Below are 23,787 nucleotides of genomic sequence, written 5' to 3'. Positions count from 1 at the left end.
TGTGCTTGTCACTCGACGGTCAGTTCCGCCAGCTCTTCCTCACTCAGTTGCAGCGCTTCGATCTGCTCGGACGAGGGGATTTCCTGTTCGTCGAGGTCATCGAGGTGGTTACCGTTCCAGCTACCCATGTATCCCATTGGTGCGTTCCTTCTAGATGGTTGTTGGTGTGCGCCGTTTTCAGCACGAGCCGAATCTAAAAGCGCTGCGTCGTCGGGGTCAAAAGTGTCCGGAGGTTTCCGCACGCGGCTTTTGCCTGTGTCGAAATACGTACTGGCAAACCGTGAATTGACGATCTCGAACAGCCGGGTGCGCTTGCTCGCGATCAGGCTGAACACCCCATGAAAAGCGCTTTTCAGGGGAGTGATGAAGAGCAGAGGTATCAGCCGGGATGCGGCCCGATCGCCACTCGCTGGAGCGGAACGATTAACCGCAGGCCGGGTTTTGTTTCCCCGGCGCGTCAGATATTTCAGCAGAAGGTTGCCGCACAATCGCACCGATGGACTTGTTCACTCTCCATCGGAGCCATTGCGCGGTGACTTTTCCTATAATGATCAAGCACTCGCTACGCCGTGTTTTCAGGTTTTAGGGAACGCCAGTCTGAACACGGTCATCTCGCCCGGCTGACTTTCAACCTGCGCGACACCTTTGTGCAGGCTCATGATCGAACGGACGATGGCCAGCCCCAGCCCGGTGCTGCCTTGCGAACGGGTACGGCTGCTGTCGACCCGGTAGAAGCGGTCGAACAGATGTGGCAGGTGCTGCGCCTCGATACCGACGCCGGGATTGCTGACAAACAGTGAAACCTGGGTGGCTCCGGATTCGATTATCAGCGACACCGTATTCCCCGGCGGACAGTGGCGCAGGGCATTGGACAGCAGGTTCGAGATCGCCCGCTGGATCATCAGACGATCCCCGGACACCTGCGCACTGCCGACCACACTCAGACGGATCTGCTTGTCCTGTGCCGACAGGGCGAACAGCTCGACCACTTTCAATACTTCATCTTCCAGGGTAATCGACTCGAAAGGCGCATGGGCCGTCGGGTGGCTGGCCTGGGCCAGAAACAGCATGTCCGAGACGATCCGCGCGACCCGCTCAAGCTCTTCGATGCACGACACCAGTACGTTTTTGTATTCCTCGGTCGTGCGCTCCCGGGACAGCGTCACCTGCGCCTTGCCCATCAGGTTGTTGATCGGCGTGCGCAGTTCATGGGCCAGGTCGTCGGAGAACTGCGACAGTTGCTGCACCCCCGCATCCAGGCGATGCAGCATGACGTTGATGCCCAGCGCCAGTTCGCTGAGTTCCTGAGGCATGTTCACCGCTGACAGGCGATGGTCGAGGTCCTGGGTGGTGACCCGCGCTGCAACTTTGCGGAATTCGCGCAGCGGCGCCAGCCCTCGCTGCACGGCGCCCCAGGCACTGAGGCCGATGAAAATCAGCAGCAACGGCAGCGCCAGCAGGGTCGAGCGCAAATAGGCGCTGAGCAGCGCCTGATCGTGGGCATTGTCGGTCGACAGCAGCACCGGCACGCGGGTCCCGTCCTTGAGGCGGATCAGCCTCGACGCGGTGAGGAATTTCGTGCCCTCGGTGTCGGTATTGCTGGTGTAGGCCAGTTGTTCGGTGGTCGCCCGTATGGCTTTCAGTTCCAGACGCGGGTCACTCATGCCCGTGCCGGACTTGAGCAGCGGCGTGCGCAAATTGTCCTGGTCGTAAATGGTCAGCGTGAGGTTGTCGTGGCCCATGACCTGATCGAGCAGAATGTGCGGTTTGGTGCGGATTTCACTGGCATCGGCGTACAGCTTCAGGCTGTGTTCGACCTGCTCGATCTTTTTCTCAAGGCTGTCTCTGGAGAGTGCGTTCAGCTCATGAGTCAGGGCGAAATAAGCGAGGATCGCCACGAACACCACCAGCAGCGCGCCGAGAATGCTCACCGTCAGACCCAGGCGCAGGGACAGGCTGGCCGGCTTCATTCCCGTGCCTCCAGCACATAACCGACGCCGCGCAGGGTGTGGATCAGTTTGTGTTCGAACGGGTCGTCGATCTTGGCCCGCAGACGCCGGATCGAGACTTCGACCACGTTGGTGTCGCAGTCGAAGTTCATGTCCCATACCAGCGAGATGATCTGGGTGCGGGTCAGCACCTCGCCGGACTGGCGCATCAGCAGGTGCAGCAGGGCGAATTCCTTGGTGGTCAGGTCGATGCGTTGCTCGCCGCGAAACGCCCGGTGCCGCCCCGGATCGAGCTCCAGATCGGCGACCTTGAGCACCTGCGGCACCGGTATGTTTTCGCTGCGGCGCATCAGTGTGCGCACCCGCGCCAGCAGTTCCGGAAACTCGAACGGCTTGACCAGATAATCGTCGGCGCCCAGATCCAGACCACGGATCTTGTCGGCCAGACGCCCGCGTGCGGTGAGCATCATGACCCGGGTCGAGTGGGTACGGCGCAACTGTTCCAGCACGGCCCAGCCATCCAGTTCCGGCAGGTTCACGTCGAGGATGATCAGGTCGTAGACCTGCTGGCGGGCCAGATGCAGGCCATCGGCACCGGTTGCCGCGCGGTCAACGATATAACCACTTTCCGTCAATCCCTGATGCAAGTATTCGGCAGTTTTAAGCTCGTCCTCGACGACAAGGATTCGCATGATTTATCACCACTTTATTTAATAGTTACGTAATTAAGAGGGGCGGAAAAGTTGTTGGTTTTGTAAGGTCTTCCGGAGGTTATTCAATAACTGGCAAGCGATTTTAAAGTTGCCGGATCATGCAGGTTCTTCACTTGGGTGACATGCACGGTAAAGGCTGTAGTGGCTACAGAGTCAAACGAATACTCGAAATGAGCGGCTCTAAACTGGCTTTCTGCGACAGCCTGTCGCAGAAAATCATGCGTATGATTTTCAACTTCACGGCAGCTCGGTTGGGGCAAGTGCTGTTCGGCAGATAATCCCGAGTATTTGTTTCGATGTATTGCTGAAATTGCTCGAGCACTTCGAATGCTAGAGCAAAACAACTTGCTGTAACCGTGGATAACGGATTTGTAATGTTCCAGTCACCTTGTCGATAAGTTCAAAACCCTACCGTGGCGCAATCGACATTTCTTGATTTAAAAAGGAAGTATTCAATTGCCCGGTCCAAGAGAACTGACGGCACGATCACGCCTGAAAAACACACTGTGGATGCTGAGCACCACGGGGCTTTTGTGGTGCACCGGTTCTGCTTTTGCCGCCGCCCCGCCAACCTCGGTGGCGACATTGAGCCTCGAACAGGCGCTGCAAACGGCGTTTGCCGGCAACCCCGAACTCGCGGCCGCGCAGTGGGAAATCGGCATTGCCGAGGGGGAGCGAAAACAGGCCGGTCTGATGCCCAACCCCGAGGTGTCGTGGGAGGCGGAAGACACCCGGCGCGATTCACGCACCACCACGCTGACGCTCAGCCAGCCGATCGAGCTGGGTGGCAAGCGCGGAGCGCGGATTGAGGTCGCCAGTCGCGGACAGGATGCCGCCGCGATCGAACTGGAGCGCAAGCGCAATGCCTTGCGCGCGGACGTGATCCAGGCGTTCTCCGGCGCCCAAACGGCGCAGCAACGGTTGCTGTTGTCACGCCAGTCGCAGGCCCTGGCCGAACAGGGCCTGCGGGTGGCGCAGGGGCGTATCGAGGCGGGCAAGTCGTCGCCGGTGGAAGGCACACGTGCGCAAGTGCAGCTTTCGGAGGTGCGTCTGGAGCTGAGCCGGGCCGAGCGTGATCAGGCCAATGCCTATCAGCAACTGGCACAGGTCATGGGGGCGCCGCTGTCGACCTCGGTCAATGTGCAAAGCGCCGCGCAAGGTTTGCCGGCGGTGCCGCCTTCGAGCCGTTTGCTTGAGCGGTTGAATGACACCGCCGAGCTGCGTCTGGCGAAGCTGCAGATCGACCAGCGTGAAGCTTCGCTGGGCCTAGAGAAGGCGCAGCGGATTCCCGATCTCACCGTGAGCGTCGGCAGCCAGTACAGCGAAACCGAGCGCGAGCGGGTCAATGTGGTCGGGCTGTCGATGCCGATTCCGTTGTTCAACCGCAATCAGGGCAATGTACTGGCCGCCGCCCGCCGTACCGATCAGGCGCGGGATCTGCGCAACGCCACCGAGCTGCGTTTGCGCACGGAAACCCAGACCGCCCTGGCGCAATGGCAGACCGCCAACGGCGAAGCCGAAGCGTTCAACCGGACCATCCTGCCCGCCGCGCAACGTGCGGTCGACAGCGCCACCCGTGGTTTCGAAATGGGCAAGTTCGGCTTCCTCGATGTACTCGACGCCCAGCGCACCTTGATCAGCGCGCGCACCCAATACATTCAGGCGGTTGCCGAGGCGACCGACGCGCGGGCGCGCATCGAACGTATTTTCGGCGACCTCGACGTCCGCCCTTGAACCCTGTTTTTTCAATCACTGCGCGATGGCTCGGCGCAGAGGAGTTCCCATGGATAAAAAATTGATGGTTGTCGCCGTGGCGACGTTGGCGTTGGGTATTGGCATCGGTTCGATGTGGACGGCGGACTCGTCCATCGACGCCCACGCCGATGAAGCGGCGGAGCACGCCGACCATGCCGAGCACGCCGAAGAAGGCGCCGCTCAGGAAGAACACGCCGAAGAAGGGCAGGTGACCCTGAGCGCCGAACAGATCGCGGTGGCGGGTATCCAGTTGGCCGAATCGCGGGCGCAGAGCATCAGTCTCGGTCTGCCGTTCCCCGGTGAAGTGCGTTTCGACGAGGATCGCACCGCCCATGTGGTGCCGCGGGTGCCCGGTGTGGTCGAGTCGGTGCCGGTCAATCTCGGGCAGTCGGTGAAGAAGGGCCAGTTGCTGGCGGTGATCGCCAGCCAGCAGATTTCCGATCAGCGCAGCGAGCAGGCGGCCGCACAACGACGTCTGGCTCTGGCGCGAACCACTTATGAACGCGAGAAAAAACTGTGGCAGGACAAGATTTCCGCCGAGCAGGATTTCCTTCAGGCCCGCCAGGCGCTGGAAGAAGCGGAAATTGCCCTGAGCAATGCCCGGCAGAAAATCAGCGTGCTCAGCGGCAGCGTGGTCGCCACCGGTGGCAATCGCTATGAGTTGCGCGCGCCGTTCGACGGCGTGGTGGTGGAGAAGCATCTGACGCCGGGGGAAGTGGTCGATGAAACCAGCAATGCCTTCACCCTTTCGGACCTGTCCAGGGTGTGGGTGACCTTCGGTGTTTCGCCCAAGGACCTGACCCGGGTGCAGGTGGGCAAACCGGTGACGATCAGTGCCCCGGAACTGAACGCCGAGGTTGTCGGCAGCGTGGCTTACGTTGGCAGTCTGCTCGGTGAGCAGACGCGTACCGCCACCGTGCGCGTGACCCTGGAAAATCCGCAAGGCGCCTGGCGCCCGGGGTTGTTCGTCACTGCGCTGGTTGCCACTGACAGCCGCCAGGCCAGGGTCGCCGTGCCGGAAACCGCGATCCAGACCGTCGAGGACAAACCCACGGTTTTCGTGCGCACCGAGGGCGGCTTCAAGGCGCAGGCGGTGGAGCTGGGCAGTCGCGCGGCGGGGCAGGTGGAAGTCACCCAGGGGCTGGAGGCGGGCGTGCAAGTCGCCACGGCCGGCAGCTTCGTTCTCAAATCGGAATTGGGCAAGGCCTCGGCCGAACATGCGCATTAAAAGACGCCTACCGATCCGCCTCTCGACGAGAAAATCCTCATGTTCGAACGCCTGATCCAGTTTGCCATCGAGCAACGCATCATCGTGCTGCTCGCCGTTTTGCTCATGGCCGGCCTCGGTATCGCCAGTTATCAAAAGCTGCCGATCGACGCTGTGCCCGATATCACCAACGTCCAGGTGCAGATCAACACCGGTGCCGCCGGGTTCTCGCCGCTGGAAACCGAGCAGCGCATCACTTTCCCGATCGAAACCGCCATGGCCGGCCTGCCGGCGCTGGAGCAGACCCGTTCGCTGTCGCGTTCGGGGCTGTCCCAGGTCACGGTGATCTTCAAGGACGGCACCGACCTGTTCTTCGCCCGGCAATTGGTCAACGAACGCTTGCAGATCGCCAGGGAGCAGTTGCCCGAAGGCACGGAAGCGGTGATGGGGCCGATTTCCACCGGGCTCGGGGAAATTTTCCTGTGGACCGTGGAAGCCCGGGACGGTGCGCTCAAGGATGACGGCACGGCTTACACGCCGACCGATCTGCGGGTGATTCAGGACTGGATCATCAAGCCGCAATTGCGCAACGTCCCCGGTGTGGCCGAGATCAACACCATTGGTGGTTTCGCCAAGGAATACCAGATTGCCCCCGATCCGAAGAAACTCGCGGCCTACAAACTGACCCTCACTGATCTGGTGACGGCGCTGGAGCGCAACAACGCCAACGTCGGCGCCGGTTACATCGAGCGCAGCGGCGAGCAGTTGCTGATCCGCGCGCCGGGCCAGGTGGCGAGTACCGAGGACATCGCCAATATAGTCATGGCCAATGTCGATGGCACGCCGATCCGGATCAAGAACGTCGCGAGTGTCGACGTCGGTCGTGAACTGCGCAGCGGCGCGGCCACGGAAAACGGTCGCGAAGTGGTGCTCGGCACGGTGTTCATGCTAATCGGCGAGAACAGCCGCACGGTTTCCCAGGCGGTGGCGGCCAGACTGGAACAGATCAACCGCTCGTTGCCCAAGGGCGTGGTCGCCGTGGCGGTGTACGACCGCACGCATCTGGTGGACAAGGCCATCGCCACCGTGAAGAAGAACCTGGTCGAAGGCGCGATCCTGGTGATCGCGATTCTGTTCCTGTTCCTCGGCAACATCCGCGCGGCACTGATTACCGCGATGGTGATTCCGCTGTCGATGCTGTTCACTTTCACCGGCATGTTCAGCAATAAGGTCAGCGCCAACCTGATGAGCCTTGGTGCGCTCGATTTCGGCATCATCGTCGACGGCGCGGTGGTGATCGTCGAAAACACCCTGCGCCGACTGGCCCATGCGCAGCAGCATCACGGGCGACTGCTGACCCGCTCCGAGCGTTTCCATGAAGTGTTTGCGGCGGCCAAAGAGGCGCGGCGACCCCTGATTTTCGGCCAGTTGATCATCATGGTCGTGTACTTGCCGATCTTCGCCCTGACCGGCGTTGAGGGAAAAATGTTCCATCCGATGGCCTTCACCGTGGTGATCGCATTGCTCGGCGCCATGCTGTTGTCGGTGACGTTCGTGCCGGCGGCCATCGCGCTGTTCGTGACCGGCAAGGTCAAGGAAGAGGAGGGCGCGGTCATGCGTGGCGCGCGTCGGGTGTATGCGCCGGCGCTGGCCTGGGTGATGAGCCATCGCACCCTGGCGGTGGGCATGGCGCTGGGCGTGGTGGCGCTCAGCGGGGTGCTGACCAGCCGCATGGGCAGCGAATTTGTGCCGAGCCTCAGCGAGGGCGACTTTGCCTTGCAAGCCCTGCGCGTGCCGGGCACCAGCCTGTCGCAATCGGTGGATATGCAGCAGCGTCTGGAAACCCTGATCCTCGGCAAAGTGCCGGAAGTCGAGCGGGTGTTCGCTCGTACCGGCACCGCCGAAATCGCGTCCGACCCGATGCCGCCGAACATCTCCGACAGCTACGTGATGCTCAAACCGAAGGAGCAATGGCCGGATCCTGGCAAATCACGCGAGACCCTGATGGCCGAACTGCAACAGGCCGCTGCGACGCTGCCAGGCAGCAACTATGAACTGTCGCAGCCGATCCAGTTGCGCTTCAACGAACTGATCTCCGGTGTGCGCAGTGATGTGGCGGTCAAGGTATTTGGCGACGACATGGACGTGCTCAATGCCACCGCGGCGAAGATCGCCACGGCCCTGCAAAAGGTCAACGGTGCTTCCGAAGTGAAGGTCGAGCAGACCACTGGCCTGCCGGTGCTGACCATCAACATCGACCGCGACAAGGCGGCGCGTTACGGACTCAACGTCGGTGATGTGCAGGACACCATCGCCGTCGCGGTGGGTGGTCGCCAGGCGGGGACGATGTACGAGGGCGACCGGCGTTTCGACATGGTGGTACGCCTCTCCGATGCCATGCGCAAGGACATCGAAGGCCTGTCGGCGCTGCTGATTCCGGTGCCGGCGCCGCTCAATGGCAATGCCGGGCAAATCGGTTTTATCGCCCTCAAGGAAGTTGCCAGCCTCGATCTGGTGCTGGGGCCGAATCAGGTCAGCCGGGAGAACGGCAAGCGTCTGGTGATCGTCAGCGCCAACGTGCGCGGGCGGGACATCGGCTCGTTTGTCGCCGAGGCGGGCGAGGTGATCGAGCGTGATGTGCAGGTGCCAGCGGGGTACTGGACCAGTTGGGGCGGGCAGTTCGAGCAACTGCAATCGGCGGCCAAGCGCTTGCAGATTGTGGTGCCGGTAGCGCTGCTGCTGGTGTTCGGCCTGCTGTTCATGATGTTCAACAACATGAAGGACGGCTTGCTGGTGTTCACCGGGATTCCGTTTGCGCTGACCGGCGGGGTCATGGCGTTGTGGCTGCGCGATATCCCATTGTCGATTTCGGCGGGTGTCGGCTTTATTGCGCTGTCCGGCGTGGCGGTGCTCAACGGCCTGGTGATGATCGCGTTCATCCGCAATCTGCGCGAGGAGGGGCGTTCACTGACGGAGGCGATCAATGTCGGGGCGTTGACCCGATTGCGGCCGGTGTTGATGACCGCACTGGTGGCGTCGCTGGGCTTCATTCCGATGGCCCTGGCGACCGGCACCGGCGCGGAGGTGCAGCGACCGCTGGCGACGGTGGTGATTGGCGGAATCCTGTCCTCGACCATCCTCACGTTGCTGATACTGCCGGCGCTGTATCAACTGGCGCATCGCCGGGACGAGGAATCGCCCACTGCTGGCTAGTCACTTTTTGCCTCAACAACAGGCCCGCAATTGCGGGCCTTTCTACATAACGGATATGTAATTTCGGCGCCACCGTCACGAAAGGTTCGGATTGTTACCTTGATCCCGTCAGTTACTTAAACGAGGAATCAAAGATGAAATTTGCACAGAAGGGTGCGTTTGCCGTGGCGCTGGTGATGTCTTCCCTGGCGTTGGCCGAAGGCGGTGGTGACCGCACTTTCGACAGAATGATGGCCGCCAACGACCGCTCGATGGAGGTGTTTGCCGCCAGGGAAAAGGCCAGTGATCCCGTCGTCGTGAACGACAAGAAGGACGACAAGACCCAAGACTTGTAAGTGTGTTGCCACGAATGAGCCCGTCATCGCGCATCGATGGTGGGCTTTTTTTTGAGTCGTGTTTTGAAGGAGACGAATATGAAAACTCTCAAGTGGATGGCGTTCACCGGTGTCATGGCGATGTCCTTGAATGCGTTGGCCGAAGGCGGTGGTGACAGAACGTTTGACCGGGCGCTCAGCGCCAACACCAAAGCCATGGAGCAGTACGCGGCCAGTCAGGGCAAAGCGGTGCCGGTGGTCAAGGAATACACCTACGGAATGAAACTGGATGTGGTGAAAGTGGTGAGCGTTGTCCGGCCGAAAAATGAATGCGCTGTCGTGCCGGCTGCGATGACTTATGAAGACTCGCAAGGGCAGCTCAATACCGTTACGTACAGCGTGATGGGGAACTGTCGCCAGCAGGGCGGATAAGGGGAGTCCCCGCTGCCGCGCCCGGTTCACGTTCAGTGAGTCGGGCTTTTTTTCATGCATAAAAAAGGCGCCCCGAAGGACGCCAAAGGATTCACCTCTTACCAAAGGAGCAAGGAGCTTCTAAAGGTGAATTTGCATCAACCGCCTCATCAGAGAATCGCCAGCGGATACTCGACAATCACCCGAACCTCATCCAGATCCGACTCGAACGCCGTGGCCCGGGTGGTGGCCTGGCGCAGGCGCAGGGACAGGTCTTTCAGCGATCCGCTCTGCACCACGTATTTGACTTCGATATCCCGCTCCCAGCGTTTCTGGTCGGTCAGCGGATTGCCGGCGGCATCGCGGCGCATGTACACAGCGTTGGCGTTGGAGTAGTCGGCATCGGTGCCCCGGGCATAACGGGTCATGAACGACAGGCCGGGCACGCCATAGCTGCTCATGTCGAGGTCATAACGCACCATCCACGAACGTTCCTTGGGTGAGTTGAAATCGCTGTACTGGATCGAGTTGTCGAGGAAGATCGAGTCGGACTGGCGCAGGTAATCGAAGTCGTCATTGCCGTTGTTGCGCTGGTGGGAGAGGGCGACCGAGTGTGCGCCGAACTTCACGCCAACCCGGCCGCTCCAGATGTTGTTGTCGAACTCGCCGAGCAATTGTTTGCCTTCGTCGACCGCCTTGTAGTAATTCAGGCCGCCGAACAGCGACAGGTCATCTGCCAGCGGATAGGTCCACGCGGTGCCGGCGTAGTACTGGTTCCAGGCATCCTTGAGACGACTGGAGTACAGACTGAAACTGAGATTCTTGTTCAACGCATAGTCGCCACCGCCATAAGCGATCCAAGGCGAGTTGACCGGGCCGGCGTAGAAGGTCGCGAAGTTGTCGCGCATGTCGCTGGACACCGGTTGGCTCATCGCATGCAATCGGCCGCCCTGGATCGACAGGCCTTCGATGCTGGTGTTGCTCGCCGTCACACCGCGAAAGCTTTCCGGCAGCAGTCGTGAATCGCCTGCCGCGACCACCGGGTTGGCGGGGAACACGTCGCCGACTTTCACCACCGTATCGAAAGCCCGCACTTTGGCGGCGCCACCGACTTTGGTGTATTCGTCCCGCGCCTGGCCGTCGCCGTTGACCGGCAACACATCGAACGAACTGCGACCGCCGTTGCGACCGTCACCGGTGTCGAGTTTCAAGCCGATCATCGCAAACGCATCGACCCCGACGCCGACGGTGCCCTGGGTAAATCCGGATTCGAACTTGCCGATCACCCCGTGAGCCCAGGCTTCGGAATAACCATTGCCGGTGGGACTGGACTGACCGTTGCGGTGATCACGATTGAAGTAGAAGTTGCGATTGAGCACCGTCAGGCTGCTGCCTTCGACAAAGCCCTCGGCTTTTTCCTGCGCAACCACCATGGACGGCCCGGCACCGACAACCACCGCTAAAGTGGCCATCGACATTCTTGAATTGTTAACCATCAATCACTCCTTGGGTTCGGCAGAACGGGAACGTGCTTCGGCGTGGTTTTATTGTTCGACAGGCAGAGGCCCGCCGGCATGGTCGCCGGATGACATCGTTGCAGGCGGCGGATAACGCCAAGGTGATGGGGGAATTACAATTTCGTCATATGGATGGAGTGGAACTGGTGAAGGGGAAACAATGAAACGGTTAATTCATGGGCTGCTTTTGCTGAGCCTTTCGCTACTCTCGATGGGAGCAAGGGCAGAGTTCGTCTGCGAGGATTTCCTCGCGAAGATCGGTGCCAAACCTGAGTTCGTGAAGTTTGTGCAGTGCTCTCAAGATACCGAGCGGCAGGGAAAACCTCTGGTCGCCCTCTACCATGTGCCCGGTCCCGACGCTGCCAATGCCGAGCACTACCTGAACCAGCGTTTTGGCCTGCCTCCACTCAAGCGCTACTGCTGCATCTGGGAGTCTTCATCCTTCTTTTATCGAGACCGGAAAACGGGCGTCGGATACGAGTTGGCTATGGCTTCCGAGGAAACCCTTGTACACGAACGCGAATCGTGGCCAGCCATCGGGTCTTTCTACATCAATGTGTTGGTTTATACCGAGGAGCCTTGATAGAGCGGAGGCATGGACGTTCGTCTGTTTTGGCGTCGACTCGTTGTCCGCGCGTTTTTCTCAAAGTATTGCGGACGACTATTCCCATAAAAACAAAAACGGCACCCGAAGGTGCCGTTTCTGTTTGTAGCCGAATGTCGCTGTGCGATCAGCCCGCCAGGCCCGACTGCTGGACCAGGGTCAGCAGCGGTTGTGGGTAGACGCCGAGGAAGAACGCGACTACCGCAATCGCCAGCAGCATCACGCCGCCTGCCTTCTGTTCCCAGTGCAGCTGGGCGTCGTGGCGGCGCAGGTTCGGTTCGATCAGGTACAGGGTGACCATCACGCGCAGGTAGTAGAACACGCCGATGGCGCTGCCCAGGACCAGCGAACCGACCAGCCACCATTGGTGCGATTCGACACCGGTGGCGATGATGTAGAACTTGCCGATGAAGCCGGCGGTCAGCGGGATGCCGGCCAGGGACAGCATCATTACGGTCAGTACGGCAGTCAGGTACGGACGGCGCCAGAACAGGCCGCGATACTCGTACAGGGCGTCCGCGTCACGGCCGTTGTACGGCGAGGACATCAGAGTGATCACGCCGAAGGCGCCGAGGCTGGTGATCACGTAGGTGACCAGGTACACGCCGATGGCTTCCACCGCCAGACCCTTGCTCGCCACCAGCGCGATCAGCAGGTAGCCGAAGTGCGCGATGGACGAGTAACCGAGCAGACGCTTGAGGTTGCTCTGGGTCAGGGCCAGCAGGTTACCGAACAGGATCGAGGCGATGGCGATGATGGTCAGCACGTTGCTCAGCACGCCACTGCTGGCGGCAGGGGAGATCTGGAACAGACGCACCATCACGGCAAACACGGCGACTTTCGAAGCGGTGGCGAGGAACGCGGCGACTGGCGCCGGAGCACCTTCGTACACGTCCGGCGTCCACAGGTGGAACGGCACCAGCGACAGTTTGAACGCCAGACCGATCAGCATCATGCCCAGGCCCAGTTGTGCCAGCGAGCTTGGCAGGCCGGTGGCCGCCAGGGCCTGGCCGATGCCGACGAAGCTCAGCGAACCGGCGTCTGCGTACAGCAGGGCCATACCGAACAGCAGGAACGCGGAACCGGCCGCCGACAGCACCATGTACTTGATGCCGGCTTCCAGCGAACGCTTGTTGAAGAAGGCGTAGGCCACCAGACCGTAGACCGGCACCGACAGCAGTTCCAGACCGATGAACAAACCGGCCAGGTGCTGTGCGCTGACCAGAACCAGGCCACCGGCGGCGGCCATCAGGATCAGCAGGTACAGTTCTTCACGGTTGCCCGGGTAACCCGAACCGCCATCACCCAGGTAGGCGTGGGCGAGGGTGACGCAGGCGAGGGTGGCGACCAGGATCAGCGCCATGTACAGGCAGGCGAAGGTGTCGATCTGCAGCAGCGGGGTCACGGCCAGAGGCGCGACTTTCAGTGCCGGCAGGATCGACAGCAAGGCCAGGTTCAGACCTGCCACCGAAATCAGGAAGGTCTGCGAGTGGTTGCGGCGCCAGGCGATTGCCAGCATCACCACGATAATGGTGAGGCTGGTGATCAACAGTGGCGCAAGCGCAATAAAGTGTTGGATCGTGAATTCCATAGCGCTCTTACCGGGCCGAAGCGAGTTGAGTGAAGGCGGTGCCGAGCCACTGCTGCACGCCATGCATCGTGGCGGCAGAGGTGTCGAGGAACGGTTGCGGGTAGACGCCGAGGTAAATCAGCAGGCCCGCGAGGCCCAGCACCATGATCAGTTCGCGACCGTCCATGCCGTGCAGGATCGAATCCGATTTGGACGGACCGAAGTACGCGCGGTGGATCATGATCAGCGAGTAGACCGAACCGAACACCAGGCCGGAAGTCGCGATAGCGGTGATCCATGGCGCGCTGGCGAAGGTGCCGATCAGGATCAGGAACTCGCCGACGAAGTTACCGGTGCCCGGCAGACCCAGGGACGCAGCTGCGAAGAACAGGCTGATGGCCGGCAGGTAAGCGATACGCGACCACAGACCGCCCATCTCACGCATGTCACGCGTGTGCAGACGCTCGTACAACTGACCGCTGAGGATAAACAGTGCCGCCGCCGACAGACCGTGAGCCAGCATCTGGATCACTGCACCTTGCAGCGCCAGTTGGCTGCCGGAGTAGATGCCGATCAACACGAAGCCCATGTGGGAAACGGAAGAGAAGGCGATCAGACGCTTGATGTCGGTTTGCGCGAACGCCAGGAACGCACCGTAGAAGATCCCGATCAGACCGAGGGTCATGGCGATCGGCGCGAACTCGGCCGACGCGTTCGGGAACAGCGGCAGGGCGAAACGCAGCAGACCGTAGGCCGCAGTTTTCAGCAGGATACCGGCGAGGTCGACGGAACCGGCGGTCGGCGCCTGGGCGTGAGCGTCAGGCAGCCACGAGTGGAATGGCACCACCGGCAGCTTGACCGCGAAGGCGATGAAGAAACCGAGCATCAGGATGTACTCGGTGGTCGTCGACATCTTGGTCTTCAGCAGGTCGGCGTAGTTGAAGGTGATCACGCCGGTGCTGTTGTAGTTGACCAGCACCAGACCGAGGATCGCCACCAGCATGATCAGGCCGGAAGCCTGAGTGAAGATGAAGAACTTGGTCGCTGCGTAGATCCGGGTTTTCTTGCCGTCCGAAGAACTGTGACCCCAGAGCGCGATGAGGAAGTACATCGGCACCAGCATCATTTCCCAGAAGAAGAAGAACATGAACAGGTCGAGGGCGAGGAACACGCCGACGACACCGCCCAGGATCCACATCAGGTTCAGGTGGAAGAAGCCGACGTGACGCTGGATCTCTTTCCACGAGCAGAGTACCGAGAGGATACCCAGCAGGCCGGTCAGCAGGATCATCAGCAACGACAGGCCGTCGAGGGCCAGGTGTACGTTGATGCCGAAACGCTGGATCCAGACGTGCTTGAACTCAAGCGCCCAGGTCGGATCGGCGCCAGGCGCCGGAGCAAATGAATAGTCACCGTGGGCCCACAGCCAGAGGCCGAGAGCGAGTTCCAGGGTCATGGTCAACAGCGCAATCCAGCGGGGGAGGGTGGCGCCGAAGCGCTCACCCATCCAGCACAGCAGGCCGCCGATGAAGGGGATCAGGATTAGCCAAGGCAGAATCATGACGGGCTCGTTTCCTTTCGCAAATTCGCAAGGTTCATATCAGACCGCTACCAGCACGACAGCGCCGATTACCAACACGGCACCGGCAGCCATCGAGGCGGCGTACCAACGCAGTTGACCGGTTTCGGTACGGCTCAGGGCAGTGTGACCACCCTTGGCCATGCGCGGGATCAGACCGATGGTCTGGTCGAGCGGGTCTCTGCGCAGTACATGGCTGATCGCAAGGTACGGCTTGACGAACAGTTTGTCGTAGATCCAGTCGAAGCCCCAGGCGGCGAACCACCAGGCCGAAAGGAAACGGCCGATGCCGCTGTTGGCGATCGCGGTCACGAAGCGACGCTTGCCAAGGAACAGCAGGGCCGCCAGCAGGATACCGGCCAGGGCGATGGCGCCCGAAGCGATTTCCAGACTGTGCTTGGCTTCGCCGCCAGCGTGACCAACGCTTTCCGGCAGTACGCCGTGCAGCGGTGGAACGATCATGGCGCCGACGAAGGTCGACAGCACGATCAGCACCGACAGTGGCAGCCAGTGAGCGATGCCGTGGCCGGCGTGGGCTTCGGTCTTGGCTTCACCGTGGAACGCGATGAAGATCAGGCGGAAGGTGTACAGCGAGGTCATGAACGCACCGACCAGACCGGCATACAGCAGACCGTGGTTACCGCTGGCGAATGCTTCCCAGAGGATTTCGTCCTTGGAGTAGAAACCTGCGGTCACCAGCGGCAGGGCGGCCAGGGCGGCACCACCGACGATGAAGCTGGCGTAGGCCAGCGGCAGTTTCTTCCACAGGCCGCCCATCTTGAAGATGTTCTGCTCGTGGTGGCAGGCAACGATCACCGCACCCGAAGCAAGGAACAGCAGGGCCTTGAAGAAGGCGTGGGTCATCAGGTGGAAAATCGCGCCTTCCCAGGCGCCAACGCCCAGGGCCAGGAACATGTAGCCGATCTGGCTCATGGTCGAGTAGGCGAGGATACGTTTGATGTCGGTTTGTACCAGGGCTGCGAAACCGGCCAGCACCAGGGTCACACCGCCGACGATGCCGACCAGGTGCAGGATGTCCGGCGCCAGGGCGAACAGGCCGTGGGTACGGGCGATCAGGTAGACACCGGCGGTCACCATGGTCGCGGCGTGGATCAGTGCCGAAACCGGAGTCGGGCCGGCCATCGCGTCCGCGAGCCAGGTCTGCAGCGGCAGTTGAGCCGATTTACCGACCGCGCCACCCAGCAGCATCAGGGTTGCCAGCACGATCCAGAAATCGCCGACCTTGAAGTGCTCAGGCGCCTTCACCAGCAGTTCCTGGACGTTCAGCGTGCCCAGTTGCTGGAACAGGATGAACAGGCCGATGGCCATGAACACGTCGCCGATACGGGTGACGATGAAGGCTTTGAGTGCGGCGTTACCGTTGTTGCGGTTGCTGTAGTAGAAACCGATCAACAGGTACGAGCACAGGCCCACGCCTTCCCAACCGAAGTAGATGAACAGCAGGTTGTCGCCCAGGATCAGGAACAGCATGCTGGCGATGAACAGGTTGGTGTACGAGAAGAAGCGCGAGTAACCGGCTTCACCGCGCATGTACCAGGACGCGAACAGGTGGATCAGGAAGCCCACGCCGACGACCACACCAAGCATGGTCACGGACAGACCATCCAGGTACAGGGCGAAGTTAGGCTGGAAGCCTTCCACCGACATCCATTTCCACAAAACGTGGACGTACACGCCACCTTCCGGTGGAGCAACGTTGAACTGCCAGATCACGTAGGCCGCGACGATGGCAGACAGGCCGATGGAGCCGACACCGATCAGCGCCGACAGGTTTTCCGAGAGGCGGCCGCGCGAGAACGACAGCAGCAGGAACCCGATCAGAGGGAATACGAAAGTCAGAAAGAGTAGGTTCATCCGCGCATCTCACTGGCAGCGTCGATATCGAGCGTGTGGAAGCGGCGATACAGTTGCAGCAGGATCGCCAGGCCAATACTGGCTTCGGCGGCTGCCAGGCTGATCACCAGGATGAACATGATCTGTCCATCCGGTTGCGCCCAGCGGGCGCCCGCGACGATGAAGGCCAGTGCAGAGGCGTTCATCATCACTTCCAGACTCATCAACACGAACAAAATGTTGCGGCGGACCATCAGGCCGACCAGACCAAGGCAGAACAGGATGCCGGCAACGGCCAATCCATGCTCGAGAGGGATAGCAGGCATGTCTTACTCCTTCGCCTCGTTACGGCCCAAATGGAACGCCGTGACGGCTGCGGCAAGCAGCAGCATCGAGGCGAGTTCGACCACCAGCAGATACGGGCCGAACAGGCTGACGCCCACGGCTTTTGCATCGACGGTGGTGTGACCGATGGCCTGGCCGCTCTGGTGAGCGAACAGCACATACAGCAGTTCGGCCAGCAGCAGCGCGGCAAGAATCACCGGGCCGGCCCAGATGCCGGGACGCAGCCAGGTGCGCTCCTGCTGAACCGAGGCCGGGCCAAGGTTGAGCATCATCACCACGAACACGAACAGCACCATGATGGCGCCGGCGTAGGCGATCACTTCCAGCACACCGGCGAACGGCGCGCCGAGGGCGAAGAAGGTCATGGCCACGGCGATCAGCGAAATGATCAGGTAGAGCAGGGCGTGCACAGGATTGGTGTTGGTGACCACACGCAGCGTGGACACAACAGCGATACCCGATGCGAAATAGAAAGCGAATTCCATCGTTCTTCCTTAAGGCAGCAAGCTCTTCACGTTGATCGGCTCGGCTTCGTTTTGTGCGGCGCCTTTCGGCTTACCGGCAACGGCCATACCTGCAACACGATAGAAGTTGTAATCAGGGTTTTTGCCGGGGCCGGAGATCAAAAGATCTTCTTTCTCGTACACCAGGTCCTGACGTTTGAACTCGGCCATCTCGAAATCCGGTGTCAGCTGGATCGCGGTGGTCGGGCAGGCTTCCTCGCAGAGACCGCAGAAAATGCAGCGCGAGAAGTTGATGCGGAAGAAGTCCGGATACCAGCGACCGTCTTCGGTTTCAGCTTTCTGCAACGAGATGCAACCCACCGGGCACGCCACGGCGCACAGGTTGCAGGCTACGCAGCGTTCTTCGCCATCGGGGTCGCGGGTCAGGACGATGCGGCCACGGTAACGCGGCGGCAGGTAGACCGGCTCTTCCGGGTATTGCAGGGTGTCGCGCTTGCGAAAGCCATGACCGAAGATCATGACCAGGCTGCGCAACTGGGTACCAGTACCCTTAATGATGTCGCCAATATATTTGAACATGGGTCAAATCCTCACTGAACCGCAACCGCAGGCGTGTTCCACAACACGATTGCAGCGGTCACCAGCAAATTGATCAGGGTCAGTGGCAGGCAGAACTTCCAGCTGAAGTCCATCACCTGGTCATAACGCGGACGCGGGATGGAAGCGCGCAGCAGGATGAACAGCATGATGAAGAACGCGGTCTTCAGTGCGAACCAGACGAAGGACAGTTGCGGCAGGATGCCGAACGGACCGTGCCAGCCACCGAAGAACAGGGTGACCAGCAGCGCCGAGATCAGGATGATGCCGATGTATTCACCGACGAAGAACATGCCCCATTTCATGCCGGCGTATTCGATGTGGTAGCCGTCAGCCAGTTCCTGTTCCGCTTCCGGCTGGTCGAACGGGTGACGGTGAGTCACGGCCACGCCAGCGATGAAGAAGGTACAGAAGCCGAAGAACTGCGGAATGATGAACCACAGGTTCTGCGCCTGGTACTCGACGATGTCGCGCATGTTGAACGAGCCGACCTGTACCACGATGCCCATCAGGGCCAGGCCCATGAACACTTCGTAGGACACGGTCTGCGCCGAGGCACGCAAGCTGCCCAGAAGGGCGAACTTGTTGTTGCTCGACCAGCCGGCGAACAGCACCGCGTAGACCGACAGACCGGCCATGGCGAAGAAGAACAGCAGGCCGATGTTCAGATCCGCCACGCCCCAGGTCGGGGTGATCGGGATGATCGCGAAGGCGATCAGCAGGGCGGACATGGCCACCACCGGTGCAAGGGTGAAAATCACCTTGTCGGCGAACGGCGGGGTCCAGTCTTCCTTGAAGAACATCTTCAGCATGTCGGCGGCGATCTGGAACATGCCGAACGGGCCAACGCGGTTCGGACCGTAACGGTCCTGCCACCAGCCCAGCAGGCGACGTTCGACAAAGCTGAGCAACGCACCGGCGACCACCACGGCCAGCAGGATGACGATGGCTTTGATGACCGTCAGGATCACATCGATCACTTCAGGGGTGAACCAGGTCATTGTGCTGCCTCCTGCAGACCGTCGACGGATGCGCCGGCGAATGCCGGTGGAATGCCGGCGATGCCCGCAGGCAAGGCCACCAGGCCTGCGCCCAGTTCTTCATTGATGCGCAGCGGCAGACGCAGGGTCTGGCCGGCGACGTTCAGGCTCAGCATCGCGCCGTCGTTGACACCCAGGCGATCCGCTTCGGACTTGGCCAGTGCGACGTAGGCGGCCGGGATGCGTTCCTGGACCGGAGCGGCTTTCGAAGAGTTCTCTTCGCTGCCGAACAGGTGATGGAACGGCACGGCTTGCCAGGTGCCCTGGGCCGGGTTGAACGCGCGTGGAACGGCGGTGAACCAGTTCAGCGAATCACCGCTGCTTTCGATCAGGCGGGTGCCCGGATCGCCAGCGCGCAGATGACCACCGACTTCGTCCTGGAACTTGTTCCAGGCTTGCGGCGAGTTCCAGCCCGGCGACCAGGCGAACGGCACTTGCGAGCGCGGTTCGGCGGAGCCCGAGTAACCTTCCATGGAGAAGGCGAACGCGGTGTCCTTGTCCTGCGGGGTGCGCGGTTCGTGAACGCTGATGTTGGCGCGCATCGCGGTGCGGCCGGAGTAACGCAGCGGCTCGCGAGCCAGTTTCATGCCCTTGATACGGAACGCGGCGGACGGCGCGGCGTCGACGATGCCGGCCAGTTGCGCGGTGCTCGAGGCAACGGCAGAGGTGACGTGGTCGAGCTGGGTCCAGTCGATCGGCTGGTTCAGCAGGGTTGCGCGCAGGGCGTGCAGCCAGCGCCAGCCTTCGTGAACCAGAATGCCGGCGTCCATGTACTGCGGATCGAAAACCTGGAAGAAACGCTGGGCGCGGCCCTCCTGGCTGACCAGCGTACCGTCGCCTTCAGCGAAGCTGGCGGCTGGCAGAACCAGGTGCGCGCGGTCGCTGGTGGCGGTCTTCTGATGGTCAGCGACGATCACCACTTTCGCGGCGTTCAGCGCAGCATCGACCTTGGCTTTGGCGGTGCGGGTGTACAGATCGTTTTCCAGCACGACGATGGCGTCTGCTTTACCGTCGATCACTGCTTGCAGCGCGTCATCCACCGACTCGCCACCGAGCATGGCCAGGCCGAGGCTGTTGGCTTCCGGCACGACCAGGCTGATCGAGCCGTTCTTGTCGCGCAGCTTCAGGGCCTTGGCGATGTTCGCCGCAGCCTCGATCAGCGCTTTGGAACCCAGCGAAGTACCGGCGATGATCAGCGGACGCTTGGCCGCGAGCAGGGCGTCGGCGATGCGCTTGGCCAGTTGCTGGGCTTCGGCATCCAGGCCTTCGACGGCCGGGGCGCTGACGTCCAGAGCGTGGGCAACGGCGAAACCGATGCGCGCCAGGTCGTCGGGAGCGGCGTGTACACACTCTTCGGCGACGTCGTCGAGCTTGGTTTCCGCCAGGCTGGCGATGAACAGCGGGTTCAGTTCGTGCTGGCCGATGTTTTTCACTGCAGCGTCGAGCCAAGGCTGAACGCGCATGGCTTCAGCCATGTCTTCGGCCTTGCCCTTGACCGACTGACGCAGGGCCAGCGCCATGCGCGCGGCGGTCTGGGTCAGGTCTTCACCGAGCACGAACACGGCGTCGTGGTCTTCGATGTCGCGCATGTTCGGCACTGGCAGCGGGCTGTCTTTGAGCACTTGCAGCACCAGACGGATGCGCTCCAGTTCGGAGGCTTCGATACCGGAGTAGAAGTGTTCGGCGCCGACCAGTTCACGCAACGCGTAGTTGCTTTCCAGGCTGGCACGTGGCGAACCGATACCGACGATGTTGCGACCGCGCAGCAGGTCGGCGGCTTTATCCAGCGCGTCGTCCAGGCTCAGTTTTGTGCCGTCGGCCAGCAGTGGCTGACGCGGACGGTCGGTGCGGTTGACGTAGCCGTAGCCGAAACGGCCACGGTCGCACAGGAAGTACTGGTTCACCGAACCGTTGTAACGGTTTTCGATGCGACGCAGTTCGCCATAACGCTCGCCCGGGGAGATGTTGCAACCGCTGGAGCAGCCATGGCAGATGCTCGGCGAGAACTGCATGTCCCACTTGCGGTTGTAGCGCTCGGAGTGAGTCTTGTCGGTGAACACACCGGTCGGGCAGACCTCGGTGAGGTTGCCGGAGAACTCGCTTTCCAGGGTGCCGTCTTCAACGCGACCGAAGTACACGTTGTCGTGGGCGCCGTACACGCCCAGGTCGGTGCCGCCCGCGTAGTCTTTATAGAAACGCACGCAGCGGTAGCAGGCGATGCAGCGGTTCATTTCGTGGGAAATGAACGGACCCAGTTGCTGGTTCTGGTGGGTGCGTTTGGTGAAGCGATAACGGCGCTCGTTGTGGCCGGTCATCACGGTCATGTCTTGCAGGTGGCAGTGACCGCCTTCCTCGCAGACCGGGCAGTCGTGCGGGTGGTTGGTCATCAGCCATTCGACGACACTGGCGCGGAATGCCTTGGATTCTTCATCGTCGATGGAGATCCAGGTGTTGTCGGTGGCAGGCGTCATGCAGGACATGACGATACGACCACGGGTGTCGTTCTCGTCGGTGTACTGCTTGACCGCGCACTGGCGGCAGGCCCCGACGCTACCAAGCGCGGGGTGCCAGCAGAAATAAGGGATGTCGAGGCCCAGCGACAGACATGCCTGTAACAGGTTGTCTGCCCCGTCGACTTCGAGCGCTTTGCCGTCTACGTGGATAGTGGCCATGGTTCAAAGTTCTTCGTTGGCCCGGTGTCAGCGGGCGTGGCTAATGGAATCTTGTTATCCGTCCGAATCCAAACAGCCCCGAAAGGCGTCATCGGACGAAAGGCGAAGGGCACGGACCCTTCGCCTTTTTAAGCGTTTACGCGCCGACTACGATCGGCTTTGCCAGAGGCGGGGCGACATTGCCAGGAGCAATGCCGGCTTCGAACTCCGGACGGAAGTATTTGATGGCGCTGCCCAGCGGCTCCACGGCACCCGGTGCGTGAGCACAGAAGGTCTTGCCTGGGCCGAGGAAACCGACCAGACCGAGTAGGGTTTCGATATCCCCCTCGCGGCCCTGACCGTTTTCGATGGCGCGCAGCAGCTTCACGCTCCATGGCAGACCGTCGCGGCAAGGGGTGCAGAAACCGCACGACTCACGGGCGAAGAACTCTTCCATGTTGCGCAGCAGGGACACCATGTTGATGCTGTCGTCCACCGCCATTGCCAGGCCAGTACCCATGCGGGTGCCCACCTTGGCGATGCCGCCGGCATACATTTGTGCATCGAGGTGTTCCGGCAACAGGAAACCCGTACCGGCGCCGCCTGGTTGCCAGGCCTTGAGCTTGTAACCGTCGCGCATGCCGCCGGCGTAGTCTTCGAACAGCTCGCGTGCGGTCACGCCGAAAGGCAGCTCCCACAGGCCCGGGTTCTTGACCTTGCCGGAGAAGCCCATGAGCTTGGTGCCCATGTCTTCGCTGCCGTCGCGGGCCAGGGATTTGTACCAGTCCACGCCGTCGGCAATGATCGCCGGCACGTTGCACAGGGTTTCAACGTTGTTCACGCAAGTCGGCTTGCCCCACACGCCCACGGCGGCAGGGAAGGGCGGCTTGGAGCGCGGGTTGGCGCGGCGACCTTCGAGGGAGTTGATCAGCGCGGTTTCTTCACCGCAGATGTAACGCCCGGCGCCGGTGTGGACGAACAGCTCGAAATCGAAGCCGCTGCCCAGGATGTTCTTGCCCAGCAGGCCTGCTGCCTTGGCTTCTTCCACCGCACGGTTGAGGTGCTTGGCGGCGGTGGTGTACTCGCCACGCAGGAAGATGTAGCCACGGTAGGTTTTCAGCGCGCGGGCGCTGATCAGCATGCCTTCGATCAGCAGATGGGGCAGTTGCTCCATCAGCATGCGGTCTTTCCAGGTGTTCGGCTCCATTTCATCCGCGTTGCACAGCAGGTAGCGGATGTTGATGGATTCGTCCTTGGGCATCAGGCCCCATTTCACGCCAGTCGGGAAGCCCGCACCGCCGCGACCCTTGAGGCCGGCGTCCTTCACGGTCTGGACGATGCCGTCCTGATCCATTTCGGCGAAGGCTTTACGCGCGGCGGCGTAACCGTTCTTGGCCTGGTATTCGTCGAGCCACACGGCTTCGCCGTCGTCACGCAGGCGCCAGGTCAGCGGATGAGTCTCGGCCGAACGCTTGATGCGGTTGGCAGGACCGAAAGAAGTCAGGGTCATACGTAGCCCTCGAGCAGTTTGGCGACGCCGGCAGGCTGTACGTCGCCAAAGGTGTCGTCATCGATCATCAGTGCCGGCGCCTTGTCGCAGTTGCCGAGGCAGCAGACCGGCAGCAGGGTGAAACGACCGTCGGCGGTGGTCTGACCCAGGCCGATGCCCAGATTGTTCTGGATTTCACTGACCACCGACTCGTGGCCGCCGATGTAGCAGACCATGCTGTCGCAGACGCGAATGATGTGACGGCCCACTGGCTGACGGAAAATCTGGCTGTAGAACGTGGCCACGCCTTCAACGTCGCTGGCCGGGATGCCGAGGATTTCGCCGATGGCGTACAAGGCGCCGTCCGGCACCCAGCCGCGTTCCTTCTGAACGATCTTCAGGGCTTCGATCGACGCCGCGCGCGGGTCTTCGTAGTGATGCAGCTCGTGCTCGATGGCCGAGCGCTCGGTTTCACTCAAGGTGAAACGGTCTGTCTGGATAAGCGTGCTGTTCAT

20 protein-coding genes are annotated in these 23,787 nt (G+C 61.3%); 6 read left to right on the top strand and 14 right to left on the bottom strand.

What is annotated here, in order from left to right; translation table 11 throughout:
- Window positions 1–8 precede the first annotated feature (8 nt).
- The 3 genes from KVQ74_RS29380 to KVQ74_RS07685 form a co-directional block, all read right to left on the bottom strand.
- Complete coding sequence (locus KVQ74_RS29380) at window positions 9–137, bottom strand: hypothetical protein (protein WP_262150510.1); 129 nt, start codon at window positions 135–137, stop codon at window positions 9–11.
- A 438-nt stretch (window positions 138–575) separates the two neighbouring features.
- The gene (locus tag KVQ74_RS07690; RefSeq protein ID WP_217830486.1) at window positions 576–1,970 is read right to left on the bottom strand and encodes a heavy metal sensor histidine kinase; all 1,395 of its coding nucleotides are present in this window, start codon (window positions 1,968–1,970) and stop codon (window positions 576–578) included.
- Window positions 1,967–2,641 (bottom strand): heavy metal response regulator transcription factor, encoded by a 675-nt coding sequence (locus KVQ74_RS07685; RefSeq protein WP_217830485.1) that lies wholly within the window; start codon window positions 2,639–2,641, stop codon window positions 1,967–1,969. The genes KVQ74_RS07690 and KVQ74_RS07685 overlap by 4 nt, the downstream gene beginning before the upstream one ends.
- Before the next feature lie 477 nt (window positions 2,642–3,118).
- On the opposite strand from KVQ74_RS07685, the gene KVQ74_RS07680 reads away from it, so the two are divergent.
- The 5 genes from KVQ74_RS07680 (at window position 3,119) to KVQ74_RS07660 (ending at window position 9,583) form a co-directional block, all read left to right on the top strand.
- On the top strand, window positions 3,119–4,396 hold the full coding sequence (locus tag KVQ74_RS07680; protein WP_217830484.1) for a TolC family protein: 1,278 nt from the start codon (window positions 3,119–3,121) through the stop codon (window positions 4,394–4,396).
- 49 nt (window positions 4,397–4,445) lie between these two features.
- Window positions 4,446–5,645 (top strand): efflux RND transporter periplasmic adaptor subunit, encoded by a 1,200-nt coding sequence (locus tag KVQ74_RS07675; RefSeq protein ID WP_217830483.1) that lies wholly within the window; start codon window positions 4,446–4,448, stop codon window positions 5,643–5,645.
- 39 nt (window positions 5,646–5,684) lie between these two features.
- Window positions 5,685–8,837 (top strand): CusA/CzcA family heavy metal efflux RND transporter, encoded by a 3,153-nt coding sequence (locus KVQ74_RS07670; protein ID WP_217830482.1) that lies wholly within the window; start codon window positions 5,685–5,687, stop codon window positions 8,835–8,837.
- Window positions 8,838–8,971: 134 nt separating this feature from the next.
- Window positions 8,972–9,172, top strand: a complete 201-nt coding sequence (locus tag KVQ74_RS07665; RefSeq protein ID WP_217830481.1) for a co-regulatory protein PtrA N-terminal domain-containing protein — start codon at window positions 8,972–8,974, stop codon at window positions 9,170–9,172.
- A gap of 78 nt (window positions 9,173–9,250) precedes the next feature.
- Window positions 9,251–9,583, top strand: coding sequence for a DUF2790 domain-containing protein (locus KVQ74_RS07660; RefSeq protein WP_217830480.1), 333 nt, complete (start codon window positions 9,251–9,253; stop codon window positions 9,581–9,583).
- A 149-nt stretch (window positions 9,584–9,732) separates the two neighbouring features.
- Here KVQ74_RS07660 and KVQ74_RS07655 read toward each other — a convergent pair whose 3' ends face one another.
- Window positions 9,733–11,058, bottom strand: coding sequence for an OprD family porin (locus tag KVQ74_RS07655; RefSeq protein WP_217830479.1), 1,326 nt, complete (start codon window positions 11,056–11,058; stop codon window positions 9,733–9,735).
- Window positions 11,059–11,239: 181 nt separating this feature from the next.
- Between KVQ74_RS07655 and KVQ74_RS07650 the strand changes: the two genes are divergently transcribed.
- Window positions 11,240–11,662 (top strand): DUF4952 domain-containing protein, encoded by a 423-nt coding sequence (locus KVQ74_RS07650; RefSeq protein ID WP_217830478.1) that lies wholly within the window; start codon window positions 11,240–11,242, stop codon window positions 11,660–11,662.
- A gap of 148 nt (window positions 11,663–11,810) precedes the next feature.
- On the opposite strand, the gene nuoN is transcribed toward KVQ74_RS07650, so the two are convergent.
- From nuoN to nuoE, 10 genes are all read right to left on the bottom strand, one after another.
- Window positions 11,811–13,274 (bottom strand): NADH-quinone oxidoreductase subunit NuoN, encoded by a 1,464-nt coding sequence (nuoN, locus tag KVQ74_RS07645; protein ID WP_217830477.1) that lies wholly within the window; start codon window positions 13,272–13,274, stop codon window positions 11,811–11,813.
- Between the two features lie 7 nt (window positions 13,275–13,281).
- Window positions 13,282–14,814, bottom strand: coding sequence for an NADH-quinone oxidoreductase subunit M (nuoM, locus tag KVQ74_RS07640; protein ID WP_217830476.1), 1,533 nt, complete (start codon window positions 14,812–14,814; stop codon window positions 13,282–13,284).
- A 39-nt stretch (window positions 14,815–14,853) separates the two neighbouring features.
- Window positions 14,854–16,707: an NADH-quinone oxidoreductase subunit L gene (gene nuoL, locus KVQ74_RS07635; protein WP_217830475.1), complete on the bottom strand. Its 1,854-nt coding sequence runs from the start codon at window positions 16,705–16,707 to the stop codon at window positions 14,854–14,856.
- Window positions 16,704–17,012, bottom strand: a complete 309-nt coding sequence (nuoK, locus tag KVQ74_RS07630; protein ID WP_003180046.1) for an NADH-quinone oxidoreductase subunit NuoK — start codon at window positions 17,010–17,012, stop codon at window positions 16,704–16,706. Before nuoK ends, nuoL begins: the two co-directional genes overlap by 4 nt.
- 3 nt (window positions 17,013–17,015) lie before the next feature.
- On the bottom strand, window positions 17,016–17,516 hold the full coding sequence (nuoJ, locus tag KVQ74_RS07625; RefSeq protein WP_217830473.1) for an NADH-quinone oxidoreductase subunit J: 501 nt from the start codon (window positions 17,514–17,516) through the stop codon (window positions 17,016–17,018).
- 9 nt (window positions 17,517–17,525) lie between these two features.
- On the bottom strand, window positions 17,526–18,074 hold the full coding sequence (nuoI, locus tag KVQ74_RS07620) for an NADH-quinone oxidoreductase subunit NuoI (RefSeq protein ID WP_085712394.1): 549 nt from the start codon (window positions 18,072–18,074) through the stop codon (window positions 17,526–17,528).
- 11 nt (window positions 18,075–18,085) lie between these two features.
- Complete coding sequence (nuoH, locus tag KVQ74_RS07615) at window positions 18,086–19,093, bottom strand: NADH-quinone oxidoreductase subunit NuoH (RefSeq protein ID WP_007951460.1); 1,008 nt, start codon at window positions 19,091–19,093, stop codon at window positions 18,086–18,088.
- Window positions 19,090–21,804, bottom strand: coding sequence for an NADH-quinone oxidoreductase subunit NuoG (nuoG, locus tag KVQ74_RS07610; RefSeq protein ID WP_217830472.1), 2,715 nt, complete (start codon window positions 21,802–21,804; stop codon window positions 19,090–19,092). Before nuoG ends, nuoH begins: the two co-directional genes overlap by 4 nt.
- 136 nt (window positions 21,805–21,940) lie before the next feature.
- Entirely contained in the window at window positions 21,941–23,293 is a 1,353-nt protein-coding gene (nuoF, locus tag KVQ74_RS07605; RefSeq protein WP_217830470.1) for an NADH-quinone oxidoreductase subunit NuoF, read from the bottom strand.
- Window positions 23,290–23,787: an NADH-quinone oxidoreductase subunit NuoE gene (gene nuoE / locus KVQ74_RS07600; RefSeq protein WP_003223804.1), complete on the bottom strand. Its 498-nt coding sequence runs from the start codon at window positions 23,785–23,787 to the stop codon at window positions 23,290–23,292. Before nuoE ends, nuoF begins: the two co-directional genes overlap by 4 nt.

This window comes from Pseudomonas botevensis (genome assembly GCF_019145475.1).
Lineage (GTDB): Bacteria > Pseudomonadota > Gammaproteobacteria > Pseudomonadales > Pseudomonadaceae > Aquipseudomonas > Aquipseudomonas botevensis.
Note: the sequence above shows the minus strand (reverse complement) of the source record. Positions and strands in the feature narration are given on the sequence as shown.

Excerpts from the sequence above, each read along its gene's own strand:
- KVQ74_RS29380 (WP_262150510.1), bottom strand. The coding sequence starts at position 137 with ATGGGATACATGGGTAGCTGGAACGGTAACCACCTCGATGACCTCGAC.
- nuoM (WP_217830476.1), bottom strand. The coding sequence starts at position 14,814 with ATGATTCTGCCTTGGCTAATCCTGATCCCCTTCATCGGCGGCCTGCTG.
- nuoH (WP_007951460.1), bottom strand. The coding sequence starts at position 19,093 with ATGACCTGGTTCACCCCTGAAGTGATCGATGTGATCCTGACGGTCATC.
- KVQ74_RS07660 (WP_217830480.1), top strand. The coding sequence starts at position 9,251 with ATGAAAACTCTCAAGTGGATGGCGTTCACCGGTGTCATGGCGATGTCC.
- nuoF (WP_217830470.1), bottom strand. The coding sequence starts at position 23,293 with ATGACCCTGACTTCTTTCGGTCCTGCCAACCGCATCAAGCGTTCGGCC.
- KVQ74_RS07670 (WP_217830482.1), top strand. The coding sequence starts at position 5,685 with ATGTTCGAACGCCTGATCCAGTTTGCCATCGAGCAACGCATCATCGTG.
- KVQ74_RS07675 (WP_217830483.1), top strand. The coding sequence starts at position 4,446 with ATGGATAAAAAATTGATGGTTGTCGCCGTGGCGACGTTGGCGTTGGGT.
- nuoJ (WP_217830473.1), bottom strand. The coding sequence starts at position 17,516 with ATGGAATTCGCTTTCTATTTCGCATCGGGTATCGCTGTTGTGTCCACG.
- nuoL (WP_217830475.1), bottom strand. The coding sequence starts at position 16,707 with ATGAACCTACTCTTTCTGACTTTCGTATTCCCTCTGATCGGGTTCCTG.
- KVQ74_RS07650 (WP_217830478.1), top strand. The coding sequence starts at position 11,240 with ATGAAACGGTTAATTCATGGGCTGCTTTTGCTGAGCCTTTCGCTACTC.
- nuoE (WP_003223804.1), bottom strand. The coding sequence starts at position 23,787 with ATGAACAGCACGCTTATCCAGACAGACCGTTTCACCTTGAGTGAAACC.
- KVQ74_RS07655 (WP_217830479.1), bottom strand. The coding sequence starts at position 11,058 with ATGGTTAACAATTCAAGAATGTCGATGGCCACTTTAGCGGTGGTTGTC.
- nuoN (WP_217830477.1), bottom strand. The coding sequence starts at position 13,274 with ATGGAATTCACGATCCAACACTTTATTGCGCTTGCGCCACTGTTGATC.
- nuoG (WP_217830472.1), bottom strand. The coding sequence starts at position 21,804 with ATGGCCACTATCCACGTAGACGGCAAAGCGCTCGAAGTCGACGGGGCA.
- nuoI (WP_085712394.1), bottom strand. The coding sequence starts at position 18,074 with ATGTTCAAATATATTGGCGACATCATTAAGGGTACTGGTACCCAGTTG.
- KVQ74_RS07685 (WP_217830485.1), bottom strand. The coding sequence starts at position 2,641 with ATGCGAATCCTTGTCGTCGAGGACGAGCTTAAAACTGCCGAATACTTG.
- KVQ74_RS07665 (WP_217830481.1), top strand. The coding sequence starts at position 8,972 with ATGAAATTTGCACAGAAGGGTGCGTTTGCCGTGGCGCTGGTGATGTCT.
- KVQ74_RS07690 (WP_217830486.1), bottom strand. The coding sequence starts at position 1,970 with ATGAAGCCGGCCAGCCTGTCCCTGCGCCTGGGTCTGACGGTGAGCATT.
- nuoK (WP_003180046.1), bottom strand. The coding sequence starts at position 17,012 with ATGCCTGCTATCCCTCTCGAGCATGGATTGGCCGTTGCCGGCATCCTG.